Annotated in this window: 10 protein-coding genes; 4 read left to right on the top strand and 6 right to left on the bottom strand. The window is 62.0% G+C overall.

Translation table 11 applies throughout. The features are described from left to right. Positions 1-3: 3 nt before the first annotated feature. The 4 genes from BM400_RS05400 to bcsA all read right to left on the bottom strand — a co-directional run bounded on the left by BM400_RS05400 (position 4) and on the right by bcsA (position 7,689). Positions 4-1,047: a YncE family protein gene (locus tag BM400_RS05400; protein WP_089841516.1), complete on the bottom strand. Its 1,044-nt coding sequence runs from the start codon at positions 1,045-1,047 to the stop codon at positions 4-6. Between the two features lie 94 nt (positions 1,048-1,141). Beyond that, a complete protein-coding gene (locus BM400_RS05395; RefSeq protein ID WP_089837339.1) occupies positions 1,142-2,584 on the bottom strand; it encodes a sensor histidine kinase in 1,443 nt (480 codons plus the stop codon). Next, entirely contained in the window at positions 2,581-3,270 is a 690-nt protein-coding gene (locus BM400_RS05390; RefSeq protein WP_089837337.1) for a response regulator transcription factor, read from the bottom strand. Before BM400_RS05390 ends, BM400_RS05395 begins: the two co-directional genes overlap by 4 nt. 42 nt (positions 3,271-3,312) lie before the next feature. Then, positions 3,313-7,689, bottom strand: coding sequence for a UDP-forming cellulose synthase catalytic subunit (gene bcsA, locus BM400_RS05385; protein WP_089837335.1), 4,377 nt, complete (start codon positions 7,687-7,689; stop codon positions 3,313-3,315). Between the two features lie 391 nt (positions 7,690-8,080). Here bcsA and BM400_RS05380 point away from each other — a divergent pair, with 391 nt between their 5' ends. Further along, positions 8,081-10,258: an EAL domain-containing protein gene (locus BM400_RS05380; protein ID WP_089837333.1), complete on the top strand. Its 2,178-nt coding sequence runs from the start codon at positions 8,081-8,083 to the stop codon at positions 10,256-10,258. A gap of 79 nt (positions 10,259-10,337) precedes the next feature. On the opposite strand, the gene BM400_RS05375 is transcribed toward BM400_RS05380, so the two are convergent. Continuing rightward, complete coding sequence (locus tag BM400_RS05375; RefSeq protein WP_089841514.1) at positions 10,338-10,955, bottom strand: response regulator; 618 nt, start codon at positions 10,953-10,955, stop codon at positions 10,338-10,340. Between the two features lie 155 nt (positions 10,956-11,110). On the opposite strand from BM400_RS05375, the gene infC reads away from it, so the two are divergent. The 3 genes from infC (at position 11,111) to BM400_RS05365 (ending at position 13,411) form a co-directional block, all read left to right on the top strand. Further along, positions 11,111-11,791, top strand: a complete 681-nt coding sequence (gene infC / locus BM400_RS05370) for a translation initiation factor IF-3 (RefSeq protein WP_425432398.1) — start codon at positions 11,111-11,113, stop codon at positions 11,789-11,791. A 452-nt stretch (positions 11,792-12,243) separates the two neighbouring features. Then, a complete protein-coding gene (locus BM400_RS21920) occupies positions 12,244-12,417 on the top strand; it encodes a hypothetical protein (protein WP_175528880.1) in 174 nt (57 codons plus the stop codon). A 112-nt stretch (positions 12,418-12,529) separates the two neighbouring features. Beyond that, positions 12,530-13,411 carry a hypothetical protein gene (locus tag BM400_RS05365; RefSeq protein ID WP_089837328.1) on the top strand — a complete coding sequence of 294 codons (882 nt, stop codon included), beginning with the start codon at positions 12,530-12,532 and terminating at the stop codon, positions 13,409-13,411. Between the two features lie 157 nt (positions 13,412-13,568). Here the strand turns inward: BM400_RS05365 and BM400_RS05360 are convergent, their stop codons facing one another. Beyond that, a complete protein-coding gene (locus tag BM400_RS05360) occupies positions 13,569-15,530 on the bottom strand; it encodes a 30S ribosomal protein S1 (protein ID WP_089837326.1) in 1,962 nt (653 codons plus the stop codon). Between the last annotated feature and the right edge of the window lie 255 nt (positions 15,531-15,785).

The following is a 15,785-nucleotide window of genomic DNA, read 5'->3' as shown; positions in this document are numbered from 1 at the left end:
TCTTCACTGCTTTCCGACCACGACGACCATGAAGGAGCCGGGGAGGGCTGCGGCGCGGCCACGCGGATTCGCCGCGGAGGGTGCGGGCTTGGGTCCCATGATGGCGGCGGCGAGGTAGATGCGGCCGGTGCTTTCGTCGAAGGCCATGGTGCGCGCGCCGAGCACGGTCTTGACCGTTTCGACCGCGGGGAAGTTCTTCGCCTTCGTATTCACGACGGTGAGGGTGCCTTCGCCGTTCGACGAGAAGGCGAGGCCGGTCTTCGCGTCGAAGCCCGCAGCGTCGGGGCCGTCGCCGACCTCGGCGAGGCCGAGGAGCTTGCCGGCGGCGTAGTCCGTCACGGCCATTTTCTTGCCATCGCAGACCGAGTAAAGCTTGTGGCCGGTGATATCGATCGCCATGCCGGAGGGCGACTCGCAGCCCGTGAGGGGCCATTCTCCTGTGAGTTTGAGGGTGTTCGCGTCGAGGCGGACGATCTCGTTCTTGTCTTCGATGTTGTCGTAGATCATGCCGGTGCCGTCGGCCTGGGGGAACTCGGGTTTGCCGGGCAGGGCGATGGTCGCGACGACGGTGCGGGTTTTTGTATCGATGACCGTTACATTCTTGCTGCGGCCGTTGAAGGCCCACACTGTCTTCGTCTTCGGCTCGAAGAGGATGCCGTCGGGGTTGGTGCCTGCCGGGATGGTCGCCACGTTGGCGAGGGTGGCACGATCGAAGACGTAGACCGCATTGCCCGCGCCGTCGCTGACGTAGCCGAACCTGCCGTCGGGGTCGAGGGCGACGCCGTGGGTGCTCTTGTAGCCGGTAAGCTGGCCGACGACCTTCCCGGTGGTGGTGTCGAGAACCTCGACCTTCGGGCCGTGGGTGACGTAAAGGCGGTGCGCGGGAGCATCCATGGTGAGGTAGTCCCATCCGCCCTCGCCGCCGATGGTCCACTTGGTCTCTACGGCGTAGCTCTTCTGCGCGTGGGCGGCGGGAAGGAGAGAGCAGAGGGCGAGCGCGGCGGCTCCAGTGAACGTGCGTCCGCGCGATATCCGGGTGTGAGTCATGGTCTTCTCCATTTGGCTCGATCTTGAGTCAATCTTGGGTCGATCTTTGGGGTCAGGGCGTGCTGCGCCCCATGCCCACTATTGCAAACGGAGATTAAGAGACTCTGAAGGTGGGAAGTTTGACGATAACGGTGGTGCCCGTGCCGAGGGTGCTCTCGAGGGCGATCGTGCCGGCGAGACGCGCGACGAGCGCCTTGCAGATCGCGAGACCAAGGCCGGTGCCGCCGGTGCTGCGACTGCGGGATCGGTCGCCACGGTAGAAGCGCTCAAAGACGTGCGGCAGATCTTCCGGGGCGATGCCGGCGCCATGATCTTCGACGCGGATCTCCGCCGTGCCGCCGATGGCGCGAACGACGATGCTGACGGTAGCGCCGGGGGCGCTGTGCTGGATCGCGTTCTGGACGAGGTTCGCGGCGATGAGGCGAAGCGCTTCCGCGTCCGAGGCGACGATCACGTCTGGGACGGCATCGAGTTCGACGCGCACGCCGCGATCCTCCGCCATGGGGGCGAGCTCATCAACGACGGCACGCAGCACGGACGGGGCAGAGACGCCGGTTGGCGATCCGGGGGATTCCTCGTGGTGTTCCGCGCGGGCGAGGAGGAGCATCTTGCCGACGATGGCTTCCATGCGCTCGCAGTCCACCTGCGTGCGCTCCAGGCCACTGGCGTACTCGGCGGCGGTGCGTTCGCGCATGGTGAGGAGCTGAAGCGAGGATTTGACTACGGCCACGCCGGTCTTGAGCTCGTGGGCAGCGTCGGAGACGAAGCGGTCGCGTTGCAGGAAGGATTCCCTGAGGCCATCGAGCACATCGGCCAGGGCGACCGCCAGCGGCTTGAGCTCCCTGGTGGCCATGACGCGGTCCGACGGGGCAAACTCCCAGGACTGCACGGAGACGGTCGAGGCGTCGTCGGCGAGCTCGCGAAGGGGTGCGAGGCCACGCTTGAGCAGCCAGGCCATTAGTAGGGCCGTAAGCACCATGACGGCGATGCTCATGAGCGCGTAGAACCGGACGGCCTCGCGGATCTCGTGCCAGACATGGTTTACGGGCGATCCGTAGAGGATGGTGACGCGGCGGGCGATGCCTCCGCCCTTTTCGCCGGGGTCGACCATGCGCACGCCCTCGACCCGCACCATGAAGTAGCGGATGCCGTTGACCTCCCGGGGAAAGTAGAAGCCACCACTGCGGCGGAAGGCCTCGCGCTGGCCGGACGGATGGGCGAGGGCGCCGGAGGCCTGTTCCTGCGTCCAGTTGGTGGAGCGGCCCAGCGAGGTGCCGTCCTGCGCGAGGACAAGGTAGAGGTCGTCGGCGGGCAGCCTCTTCTCGGTGCCGTCGAGCATGACGGTGTCGGCCTCGTCCCCGGCCTGCTGGACGGAGCCCAGGAGTGAGTCGGCACGACCGCGGAGCATGACGTCGAAGGTCTGGAAGCGCTCGTGGCGCTCGTGGGCGAGGGCGAGGGCGGAGACCAGCACCGCGGCGAGGAGTTCCACGGCCAGCATGACGACGATGAGGCGCCGGACGATGGAGTAGGGCTTCACCGGGGCGTCTCCTGTTCGAGGATCAGCCGGTAGCCACGGCCACGGAGGGTTTCGATGCTGGGTACCCTGGCGGCTCCGTCGAGCTTCTTCCGCAGGTTCGAGAGATGCGCCTCGATGACGTTGGAATGGTGCTCCCAGTTGTAATCGTAGAGATGCTCGAGGAGTTCTTTCTTCGAGACGATGACGCGGGGGCGATGCATGAGGTACTCGAGCACGCGGTACTCGGTGGGGGAGAGCTCAATCTGCCTCTGGCCACGGGAGACGGTCTGCTCGAGGGTGTTCATGACGAGGTCGCCGACGCGGAGATCGGGATGGGCGACGCCTTTGCCACGGCGCACGAGTGCCTTGACGCGGGCGATGAGTTCACCGAGGTCGAAGGGTTTGGTGAGGTAGTCGTCGGCGCCTGCATTCAGAAGGGTGATGACGGAGGAGGGCTCGGCGCGGGCGGTGAGAATGAGCACCGGCGTGCCGTCGCTCTGGGCACGCATACGGCGGAGGATGCCGAGGCCGTCGAGCCCCGGCAGCATCAGGTCGAGGATGACGGCGTCGTAGCAGGCGTTGCCCGCGAGATCGACGCCGGTGAGACCGTCGGCGGCATGATCCACGGCGAAGCCTGGGCCTTCGCGCAGGGCGGTCGCGACGTTCTCAGCCAGCCGCACTTCGTCCTCTACCAGCAGGATTCGCATCTAGGCAGTATCGCGCACGAGGCTTAAGTTGTGCTGAAGAGGCTAGACCAGCCGCTTCCCTGCTGCCTCCAACCGGACGGAGGCGAGGTAGACGAGGAACTCCTGGATCCAGCGGCCCATGAGCAGGCAGAGAAGAAGCATGGTGAAGAGAAGCACCCAGAAGTGCTCGGCCATCCAGATGCGCATGAGAGCGTACCAGGAGATGTACCCGACGTGATAGCCGGGGGTCGGGACTCCGTAAGAGGTAAAGGATGTCTTGCGTAGAAGACTGACGCTCTGCGAGATATCGCTGGACTGGGAGCGGTCCTGGAAGACCTCGGCGAAGCGATCGACGACCTCGTCGTTGCGGAGAACGATGAGGACCATGGAACGACCGGGGCCGGCGGGCGACTCCGTTCCTTCGATCATCAGGTCCGGCGTGCCCTCGTCGTTGGAGGGCAGATCGTTCTGCGCGCCATTCAGCTTCTGCCATACGGGCAAGCCTTGCAGCGAACGGAGAAAGCCGTTGAGTCGTCCGAAGAGGGCCTGGTTCACATGCACGCCAGTGGCGTCGAAGGTGACGGGCAGCGAGCCTTCCAACTGTCCGAAGGCGGGCTGATCGCCCACGCTGCCGAGGATGAGATAGTCGCGCCCGTTGACGAGGGCAGCATCTGGCCCGGCGACCTGCACGCGTAGGGAGGGATAGCCGGTCTGCGTGCCGAAGTGGCTCATGAGATAGAGGAGCAGGGCGATCTCCCTGGGGGTCGGGTTCGCCGGCATGACGACGGTGGTATCGGCGAGGTCGGCGAGGCGTGTGAAGGGGAAGCCCGCGTTGGCGAAGAGCTCGAGGTTGGGCATGGCGGCCCAGTGGGTGAGACCACGGATGTCGAGTGCAGAGTCGCGCAGGATATCGCCGCGCAGGGCCCGGGCCGGGTTTTGGCCGGTCTCGTTCGGATTCGCGGGGACGAAGTCGAAGTTCATCGTCATGGTGTTGCCGAAGGGGCGAAGGGTTTCGACGGGCAGAAGGATGGCTCGGGTCCTGTCCGTGGAGCCTTTGCCCGGAGCGAGTGGCGTCTCGGTGACGAGGACGCCGTTAACGTAGAGACGGAGCGCGGAACCCTGGGCGACGGCGAGCGCGTTATAGCGGTAGCTGAGCTTGAGGTTGAGGTTCTGGTTTTCGCCGTAGAAGAGATCGGGAGGAAGGCGGAAGTAGACCGGCAGGGGCTGCGATCCGTTCGAGGTCATGGAGGCCTGACGGTCGGCGAAGAGCGTCTTGAGGCGGTCGGTCATGAGCCAGCGCGGGGCGTCATCGGGTTTGCGCGGGGCAGGCATGGCGAAGTCGCCGATGCGGACGGTATCGCCGGCGGCGGCGACGTTGTCTCCGCCCTGAGCGTGCGAGACGGTCATGAGCGCGAGACTCTGGGCCACATGCAGCAACTGGTCATCATCGTCGCCGACGAGGGCGAGGACGCTTCCGGTGGGGTCTGTGGGGTTGGGCTTGAGGCTCATGGAGGCACCGCCCTGCGGAACCTGCATGGCGGGGGGGAGGCTCGCTCCGTGGTTGGAGAAGACGATGACATCGCCGGCGGGAACGGTGCCGATCGAGACCGAGAAGTGAATGGGCTTGGCGCTTTGCTGGACGCCGAACCACGAGGCCACGATGCCAGCCGCCTCAAGCATCTTCGGCGTGGGCGCGGACAGGAAACAGAACGGGATGGTGGTGGTGGTCTGGAGGTCGGGATCGAAGAGCGGCAGAGGCAGCAGGCTCAGGTCGCGGCGGACGGGGATGCGATCGCCCACGACGAGGAGAGTCGACGAAGCGCCGATGGCGGCGAGCACAGTCGCTTTCGTCTGCGGATCGAGCTGCAGCGCGGTGCCTCCGGTGAACTCGAAGGTGAGGTCGTTGTTGCGGATGAGGAGGTCCGACGGAACGCCCATGGAGGCGATGGCAAAGTCGCCGCGGCCCATTGCCTGGTCGGGAGCCTGGATGACGCCGATGGGCGTGCCGTTCATGAGGACGCGGATGGAGGCGGTCTTCGGCAGGACGAGCGAGTTGAAGTGGTAGGCGAGATTGATCTGCGCACGTCTTGGAACACGGGAGTTCGAGAGGACAAAGCCCAAGGACGCGTATGAATGCGGGCCGTGCAGTTCCAGCGCGCTCTGTACGCCCATGTCTTTGAGGGTGATCCTGTCGGTGGCCTCGGCCTCGGTGACGCGGGGAATCTCCACCGCAACGGTTGCGGATGAGGCGTCCACAGGGGTTTGTGCCTGCGACGCGGCGGAGAGGAGGGCAAGCGCGGCCAGGACGCCGACCACGGCTTTCCGCCTTGGCAAAAGGCCGCGCAGGACGCCTCCGAAGCCGGTGAACGAGAGCCGGATGACGCGGCCGAGGCTGACCAGGGGACGATCCGCTTCAATGTTTCCGCGTGAGGTGATCCAGGAGTCGGCGCGGGAGTAGATCGCGCGGGTGAGGGTCTCCTGTTCGACGATGGTGGGGGTCTCAAAGCGCAGGCGCAGCTTTTGGCCGTACTGCCCGGCGACACGTCCGCCGATCTCGCGGGCGTGGGTCTGCGCCGGGAACGAGACGCGGAACCTCGTGCCCTTCTCGAAGGTCACCCCCTCCGGCACGATGACCGATGCTCCACCAACGGAGATGTCGGTCGTTACGGTGTCGACGGGGGCCATGCCGTCCTGGCGCATGCGGATGACGATCTTCGCCATGATGCGGACTGCGGTGCGCCTCTGCTGCTGTTCGTTGGCGACGGCTGCGGCCACGCCGAGGATAACCATGTTGAAGAGGATCCAGACCAGGTTGCTCAGCACAGTGCCGGGGTGTTGGGGATCGGTGACCAGCAGACGGTAGGGGACGACGCAGATGCCGATCAGGTTCAGGCCAAGCAGCCAGGTCGTGGGGGCCGCGATGTGGTGGTCGAAGCGCGTCTCGGCCAGCGTGCTTCCCTTGTCGGTGACGTTGAACTTGCCGAGCTTGGGGTTGATCAGCGCAAGCAGCGTGGGCATGAGGATGTAAGGTGCGAGGACGGTCTCGTAGATCTCGTTCCAGAATGAGTGCCTGTGTTTGCCCTGCACACGGGAGTTGGTGATGCTGGAGATGACGAGGTGTGGCATGGCGTAGGCGAGGATAGCCACCCAGTAGCCCGGGATGATGGTACGTCCGCCAAGCATGTAGACGAGAGGCGCGCACAGGAACACCAGGCGCGGCACCGCATACAGGAAGTGCAGCATGGCGTTGAAGTAGCAGAGGCGCTGCGTGAACTTCATGCCGGTGGCAAACAGGGGGTTGTCGGTGCGGAAGATCTGGATCATGCCGCGCGCCCAGCGGATGCGCTGGCCGACGTGCGCGGACAGGGTTTCCGTGGCGAGTCCGGCGGCCTGGGGCAAATTGATATACGCTGTGCCCCAGCCCTTCTTCTGCATCTTGAGCGACGTGTGCGCGTCTTCCGTCACCGTTTCGACGGCGATGCCGCCCACTTCGTCCAACGCCGCGCGCCGGATGACCGCGCAGGAGCCGCAGAAGAAGGTCGCGTCCCAGAGATCGTTGCCATCCTGAATGACGCCGTAGAAGAGCTCGCCCTCGTTGGGAATGGTCTTGTACTGCTGAAGATTGCGCTCGAAGGGATCGGCCGAGTAGAAGAAGTGCGGCGTCTGCAGCATGGCGAGGTTCTCGTCGGCGAGGAACCAGCCGACGGTGACCTGAAGGAAGCTGCGGGTGGGGACGTGGTCGCAGTCGAAGATGGTGACCAGGGGCGAATCCATGGTTTCGAGCGCGTGGTTGATGTTGCCGGCTTTGGCGTGATTGTGCTTCGCGCGCGTGACGTAGCCGATGCCGGCCTCTTCACAGAACTCCCGAAAGTCTTCGCGGGTGCCGTCGTCGAGGATCGCCACATGCAGCTTGCGCGGCGGGTAGTCCATGTTGATGGCCGCCAGGGCCGTGTAGCGCACCAGCGACAAAGGCTCGTTGTAGGTGGGGATGAGCACGTCGACATGGGGCCACTTGGTCTCGTCGATCGGCAGCGGGATCGGCCTGCGCTCCAGCGGAGCGACGGTCTGCATGAAGCCGAGGATCATGATGAAGATGGTGTAGGCCTCGGCCGAGAGCAGCACAAGCATCAGCACCGCGTCGATGGTGATGCGGTGGTTGGTCTCATCGGAGAAGTACTGCACGATGAGGTTGACGCGCCACCAGCCGTAGCGCAGCGTGGCGGCCAGGGAGATCAGCATGAGCGCGACCGTCACGACGCGGGACGTGGAACTGCGGTTCAGCACAAGCACCAGGAATACGCTGATACCGCCGACCACGATCTGCTTCGGCCAACTGAGATAGAGGCTGACGAACTGAAACAGGAGAAAAAGCGCCACACAGGTGACGACGAATCGGAAGACCCGCTGCGGGAATGTCTGTGTATCGGAAAAGGAGGTCACACCTCTACTCTCCTCGGGTTTGGCGTCTTGTCAAGCGGATGGTCACGCAAGGCGGAAAATCGCAGACTTTCCTGCCCTGACGTCCAATAGATGAACAGCTCGGGGCCAAGCGCGGGGAGGATTCCATTCGGTAAACCCTATTGACCTGCCAACAGATGGTTCCCAAAGTACCCACAACTGTGGGTTACTATAGATTGGATTCCGCAAGGGGCCATCCGAGAGCATTCAGTGCCGCAAACCCCAAACAGCATACCGAACGACGAAAACCCCGCGGACGGCGTATGGCGTACCATCGGCCGCATCCAGCACAAGCATATATCGGACGGCCACGACAACGCATGAGCCAAACCTGCCATCTAGAGGAAGTATTGGGAAGATCAGGAAACCAAGAGTGAAGCGAGTTGCCGCCATCCAGCCTGAAATTCAGGCTATTCCGAGAAAGCCCCAGAGCGGTCGCGTCCACGCGGCTGACTCCGTCGCAGAGCAGAACGCTCGCTCGTGCGCGCTGCTTGTCGAGGCGATTCAGGATATCGGTTTGTTCATGCTCGATTCGACAGGCCGCGTGCTGACGTGGAACACGGGCGCTGAACGGATCAGCGGTTACACCCCCTCGGACATCCTCGGACAGAGCTTCGAGGTGCTTCTGCCGATCCCGCTCGACCCTGCCAATCCTGGTCCGCTGCCTTTGCAGACCGCGGCCAGCACGGGCCGGTATGAGGCTCAGGGCTGGAGCCTGCGCAAGGATGGGAGCCGCTTCTGGGCGATGGTCCTGCTCTCGCCGATCTATGTCAGTGCTCAACTTGAAGGATTCGCGGTTGTCACGCGGGACCTGACGCATCGGATGGAAAGCAACGAGGCGCTGAGCCGCTCTGAAATAGCGCTGCAAAAGGAGCGCGACCGGCTCCAGGTGACGCTCGAGGCCATCGGCGACGGGGTCATCTCGACCGACACCGAGGGTCGGATCCTCTTCCTGAACGCCGTGGCCTCGTCCTTAACGGGGTGGAGCCTGGAAGAGGCGCGAGGATTGCCCATCCGGCATGTCTTTCACCTGGTCCCCGCGGGCGACGGCATCAGCGAGCTGAACGCTGCGGAGGCTTGCCTGGCCACGCGCACGCCTTACCCGCTGCGCGATGGCGGACGGCTGCTCTCACGCAACGGGCAGGAGCATGTGATTCAGGACTCCGCCGCGCCGATCCTGGACCGCAATGGCGAATTGACCGGGGCCGTGCTGGTGTTTCAGGACGTGACGCATGTGCGGCAGGTGCAGACGGAGCTTCGGCACCAGACGCTGCACGATGCTCTGACCGGCCTGCCGAACCGCAAGCAGCTCGAAAACAAGCTGCACGATGCGATTGAAGACTCCGAGGTACGTGGCACGGAGCACGTGCTTTGCTTTCTGGATCTGGATCGTTTCAAGATCATCAACGATACGGCCGGTCACTCCGTCGGCGACATGTTCCTGCGGGCCGCGACTGAGGCCATCCGGCGCGGGGTACGCGAGACGGACCTCGTGGCCCGCCTCGGAGGCGACGAATTCGCGATTCTGCTCCTGGACTGCCGACTGGAAGAGGCCGCGCCGATCCTGACCCGGGTCGCCGAGGCCGTCGCCGCCATCCGCTTCCAGTGGGAGGGTCATCTTTATCAGGTTACGGTCAGCATCGGGGTAGCGGGCATTACGCAACGTTCGGGATCTTCCTCGCATGTGATGAAGCAGGCTGACGTTGCGTGCTACTCGGCCAAGCGGGCAGGACGCAACCGCGTGATGCTCTACCGGCCCGACCAGGCGGGCGGCGAGGAAAACCATCGCGAGCTGCATATGGCAGCCGAGATCGGCGAGGCGCTCGCGCAGAACCGGTTTACGCTCTATGCGCAGAAGATCGTTCCCACCAAGCCGGGCGGGAAGGAGTATTGCGAGATCCTGGTACGCATGATCGACCGGGACGGCGGACACATTCCTCCGGGCGACTTCATCCCGGCTGCCGAGCGCTACGACCTGATGGTCGAGGTCGACCGCTGGGTGATGCAGGAGATCTTCACCAATCTCGCCCCGGACATTCTGCGGCATCCATGCCTGACGGTGAGCCTGAACCTCTCCGCGCAATCCCTGAACGACCCGAAGTTTCTGCCGTTCTTCCTCGACCTGCTGAAGCGCTCCGGGATTCCGGGTTCGCGGCTGATTCTCGAGATCACGGAGACCGCGATTGTCAACAATCTCTCGATCGCCAGCACCATCGTGGAGCAGCTCCGCGCCTACGGGTGCCGGGTTGCCCTGGACGACTTCGGGACCGGCCTGAGTTCGTTCGGCTACCTGCGGACCTTTCGCGTGGACCTGATCAAGATTGAGGGGAGCTTCGTGCGCAACATGCTCTCGAACCCGGTGGACCTGACGATCGTGCGGTCGATCAACCAGATTGCCCACGAGCTCAAGATCTTGACGGTCGCCGAGTTCGTCGAAGACGAGGCAACGATCCAGATGCTGGAGAAGTTGGGCGTGGACTTTGGCCAGGGATATGCACTGGGCCGTCCGGAGCCCATGCTGACCATGCTGGAATCGCTTCCATACGACTGAACGCGGCCTGACGTCACGCACTGGAAAGCACACGTTCCGTCTCCGGACGTGGGCTTTCCAGTGGCGCCAACGGCTATCGTTAGCGCTTGGCCTTCTCGGCTGGAGCCTTCTTCGCGGCTACTTTCTTCGCTGTTACTTTCTTCACTGCGGCCTTCTTGACGACGGTCTTAACCACCGCCTTCTTGACAGCTTTCTTGGCCGTCTTCGCGGTAACTGGAGCGGACTGGACCGCCGAAGCGACCGAGGCCGGTGCCTGGGACAGCTTCGCCTGATGCGTGACAAGGAGCTTCTCAATCTTCTGGAGCAAGATCCTCGTCTGCATCGGCTTGATCAACATCTTGTCCGCGCCGGCTGCGTCCGAATCTTCATCCGACAGCGGAAAAGCCGTCAAAAGAGCAACTGCGGGATGGTACTTTGCCGTGCGGGCCGCCTTGATCACTTCGATGCCGGAGGCGTCGCTCTCCATCCGCATATCAGTAATGATCATGTCGTACTCGCGCTTCAGAATCTTCGACTTGCCCTCCTTGGCCGAGGCGGCCGTATCCACGTCAAAGCCGCTGATCTCCAGCACAGCCTTCAACGTCAGTAGAACGGCAATCTCATCGTCGACCAGCAGAATCCTTCGTTGCTTCACCCGCACACCTCCAGGCCCAACCTCGCCTTGTTCCTTCGGAAATTTGTTCTCGGCAATGATCATATTCTGCTTCCGGGGCGATTGCTGCAACATCCTTGCCAGAACGGCTCGTTTCATCGTGTTTCTGCCGCATCCGCTCCGATGAAATCGCATCGCATAGAGAGGCCGGTGCTATACTTCACGTTGCAGCCCGGCGTTTCAATGTACGGGCCTGAAAAATTCAACCAACGCACGGTCTGCCCGTAAACAGGCTGTGGAGGCGACCTATTCCCCCGATCGATAAACGCTCCGCAAAGTCTTTCATCCGCACCAACGAACGCATTCGCGCACGCGAAGTCCGCGTCATTGACGAAAACGGCGATCAGCTTGGCGTCATGGCTCCCTTTGAAGCCCTGAAGATGGCCCGTGAACGCCAACTCGACCTCGTCGAGATCTCGCCCAATGCCGTTCCCCCCGTCTGCAAAATTCAGGACTATGGCAAGTTCCTTTACGAGAAGGACAAGTCCGATCGCGCCGCGCGCAAGAAGCAGAAGGTCATCGTCATCAAGGAAGTCAAGTTCTCCGTCACGGTGGATGAGCATGACTACCAGACCAAAAAGAACCAGGCCGTCCGCTTCCTGGGCGAAGGCGACAAGGTCAAGGCCTCGCTTCGCTTCAAAGGCCGCCAGATGGCGCATCGTGACCTCGGTTACAAGATCATCAACCGTCTGATCCTCGATATCGGCGAAGCCGGCATCGTCGAGTTCATGCCCCGCATGGAAGGCACGACGCTCCACGCCATCATTGCTCCGTCGAAGAAGGCCGAGCAGCAGGCTGCGGCAGCGGCTATTGCCCCGAAGAAGCCCGCTCCGGCACCGGTAGCAGTGGCTCCGGCACCTGCCGCCGAACCAGCCAGCTAATCCTCACCAGAAAGCCTGAAAACCCCCTGCGCAGAGAAGTCAACTGCGTAGGGGGTTTTCTATTGGGCCGCGCAACATCGGGGACTCAGCGCTAACGGCACCCGCACGCAAAACAGACTTTTTTAGAGCTTTAGCATACGTCCATCACGCATAGAGAAAGCTCACGGAGCACCTTCGTCTCCGCCGCAGTTTCTCCCTGGTACGGGTTTGCTACGTGCTTCCTTGCGCGACACGCAATCCTACGAAATCTGCCCGAAAAGACCAGTCCAGGGCATTACTTCTTATAAGAATCAACCACATAACAGATTTACAGGTAGTGACCTTAGTAATTCAAAACGTATATTACAACGATATGTTGTTGTTTTTATTGGACTTAGCTCAAGATACATCTTATGGTTACTTCATCGCCGGAGTCTAGCGAAAAATTTTAGAACCTCTCAAGGAGCAACATCATGAAGAACATCGTCCGCGCTTTCGTCGTCGCCCTCGCCATCACCGGTTTCGCCGCCGCTTCTCACGTCTCGGTCGCCCAGACCAACTCCCAGAAGGTTACCCTCTCCAAGAACTCCGCTTTCCCGGTTCCCATGTGCCCGCCCGATGACCCGACCGGCTGCGGAACCAACTAAACAAATCGTCGCGGCCTACAACTTTAGCGGTAAGTACGGGAAAAGAAGTATCTTTATCGTTGCTCTTCACACCGGCCCCCGATAGACTTATACGAGTCTCGGGGGCGGTGCCATGAAAAGTCAACTCGTGATCGACATGATCTCGTTGGGCGAGTGCTTAGCTTGCGCTTTAGCGTTGCTTGTCCTTCTGTTACGCAATCAATTTCGGAGCTACCTCAGCCTCTCTCTTTTCCTTACTACCCGGCTCGTCTCCGATCTCGTCATGGCTGCCATCATGATGCGTTTGCAGACGGATCATGCTGCTTACAAGACCTTCTATCCAGTGTATTTTTACGTGTACTGGATCAGCTATGCGCTCGAAGCCGTTCTTCTGTTGATGGCTGTGCATGGAATATACCGTCTCGCGATGGCCCCACTCCAGGGTTTGCAGCGTTTGGGCATGCTTGTCTTCCGATGGGCAGCAGCCGTCTCTCTCGCTGTTACGCTCGGTCTGGCCTTCGGTCCCCACATCACGGCTTCCCGGTTCATTGTGCGGTTTGTAGCGCAGCTTCAGCAGACCTCAAGCATCCTGACCCTGTGCCTTCTCCTCTTTGTTTGCTTTGCGATCCGTCCGATGGGGCTTTCGTATCGGAGCCGTATCTTTGGAGCGAGCCTGGGTCTTGGCATGCTGGCCACGACGAACCTCGTGGTGTCCGCCTGGATCGCGAGCGGACGACAACTGTATTCGGTCGTCAATATTGGCAATGGAATTGCGATTTGTGCTGCCTTCTGTGTTTGGGGCGTCTACTTTGCGATCCCGGAACCGAAACGTCGCATGATTATCCTGCCTACGACGTCGCCTTTCCTGCGGTGGAATCAGATTTCTCAAGCACTTGGCGACGAGCCGGGCTATGTGGCGATCGCCGGGGTGCCGCCAGAGATGTTCGCCGATGCCGAGATCGAGGTCATGAAGCGGGCTTCGCGCAAGATGGTCGAATATCCCGAGATGGCATAACAGCTTACCAACGAAACCTGAAGGGCCGCTTCCAGAAGCGGCCCTTCTCTTTTTGCTGGTAGCGCGTGGGCGCTTGTCTGGATATCCTGGGCAGCGGGCAAGAAGAAGGGCCACCCGGTATAGGGTGGCCCTTCCTGCTGGTTGTGAGGCGCTTGCTTTACTGATTCTCGGAGCGCTTCCAGTTGATCAGGTCGCCCAGCGTGGTGCTGCTGGAGGAGCTGGAGGAGGAAGAGCTGGACGACTTGCTGCTGCCGCCGGTGTGCTCGCGCTCCTTGTAGCTCTCGACCTCGGCGCGGCTGGCTTCTTCGCCGACAGCGCGAATGGACAGACCGACCTTCTTCTCTTCCTGGTTCATCTTGACGATCTTGAACTCGTGCTCCGAGTCCACATCCATCTTGACGGGCTGGCCGGTCGCATCGACAGCCTCGGAGACGTGGCAAAGGCCCTCGACTCCTTCGGCGATCTCAATGAAGGCGCCGAACTGCGCGGTGCGCAGAACCTTACCCTTGATGACGTCGCCGATGCGGTGCTGGGCGAAGAACGTATCCCAGACATCGGGCTGAAGCTGTTTGACGCCAAGCGACAGGCGGCGGTTTTCAGGCTCGACTCCGAGGACGATCGCGCGGACCTTCTCACCCTTCTTGAGAACTTCCGAGGGGTGCTTGATGCGCTTGGTCCAGGAGAGGTTGGAGACGTGAACCAGGCCGTCGATGCCGTCTTCGATCTCGATGAAGGCGCCGAAGTCGGTGAGGTTGCGTACGCGGCCCTCGATGATGGCACCCGTGGGGTACTTCTCTTCGAGCTGCTCCCAGGGGTTTTCCTGGAGCTGCTTCATGCCGAGGGAGATGCGGCGGTCGTTCGGGTTGACCGAGAGGATGATGGTGTCGACCTCATCGCCGGGCTTGACCATCTTCGACGGATGCTTCATCCGCTTAGACCAGGTCATCTCGGAGACGTGAACGAGACCTTCGATTCCCTGCTCGAGCTCCACGAACGCGCCGTAGTCGGTAACCGACAGAACGCGACCGCGAACCTGCGCACCGATCGGGTAACGCTCGGTGGCGTCGAGCCATGGGTCAGGCGTGAGCTGCTTGAAGCCGAGCGAAACGCGCTGCTTATCCTTGTCGAACTTGAGCACCTTGACCTGGATCTCGTCGCCTACGTTGACGAGGTCGCGGGGGTGGGTGAGACGGCCCCAGCTCATGTCGGTGATGTGGAGCAGGCCATCGAGGCCGCCCATATCGACGAATGCGCCGTAGTCGGTGAGGTTCTTGACCGTTCCGGTCAGGACCGAACCCTCTTCGAGTGTCGAAAGGGTGACGGCCTTCTTGGCGTTCTGGTCTTCCTCGAGCAGCTCCTTGCGGGAGATGACGACGTTGCCGCGCTTTTTGTTGAGCTTGATGACGCGGACTTCGATCTCGGTGCCGATGTAGCCGTCGAGGTTACGTACGGGACGCACCTCAACCTGCGAACCGGGCAGGAATGCCTTGATGCCGATGTCGACGGTGAGACCGCCCTTGACGCGCGAGAGGACCATGCCCTTGACGGGCACCTTGTCGTTCGCGGCCTGCTCCAGCTTGTCCCAGACCTTGTGCCGCAGAGCCTTTTCGTAGCTGACGAGGTAACCGCCCTCGGCCTCTTCGCGCTCTACAACCACTTCCACGGAATCGCCGACGGCGAACTTGGGCTTCTGCTCGGCATCGAGTACCTGCTCGAGAGGAATGAGGCCCTCGCTCTTGAGGCCGATGTCGACCACGACGTGCTTGTCGGTGATCTTGACGACGGTGCCGGTGACGACGACTTCTTCTGCGGTCATCGACTGGGCTGCTGCGCTCTCGGCCGCCTGTTCGCGGTCGAAGTTCGCAAGCGCCGCGGCGAAGTCGGCTGCGTCGTAATCGGGCTCGTCATCTTCAGCAGAGGCATCGGCTGAGGCCTGCACTTCGACCGGTGTTTCCGCGGGTGCGGCGACAGCGACGGGTGCGTCCACGACGGCGTGGGTGGTTGGGGTGGATTCGTTGGACAGTTCGGCGTTCTCCGCTGTCGACTCAGGCGTGATGGTTTCCAGTTCGGTGTTCAGGGGTTTGCTCTCGGTGTAATCGGGATTATGGTCGTCTACCATGATAGTGCGTACTCCAGGACCCAAGGATCAAGCGCCACTTCTTCTCTCGCCAGTCGTCTCTCGTCGTCGAGTCTCCGGTGGCCTCAGAAGAGAGCCCTACCGCCGACTTGTATTGACCGAGAAACGGAGCAGGCAGGGAGGAGAACACATGCTTGCAGAGGAGCGGCTGCACTTGGATCCCACACGCAGTTGCTCACTTCAAAGCTTATGCCTGATTCGGACGGGAGTCAATGAGGGAGTGCCGAAGGTCAGCGA

This window comes from Granulicella pectinivorans, assembly GCF_900114625.1.
Lineage (GTDB): Bacteria > Acidobacteriota > Terriglobia > Terriglobales > Acidobacteriaceae > Edaphobacter > Edaphobacter pectinivorans.
Note: the sequence above shows the minus strand (reverse complement) of the source record. Positions and strands in the feature narration are given on the sequence as shown.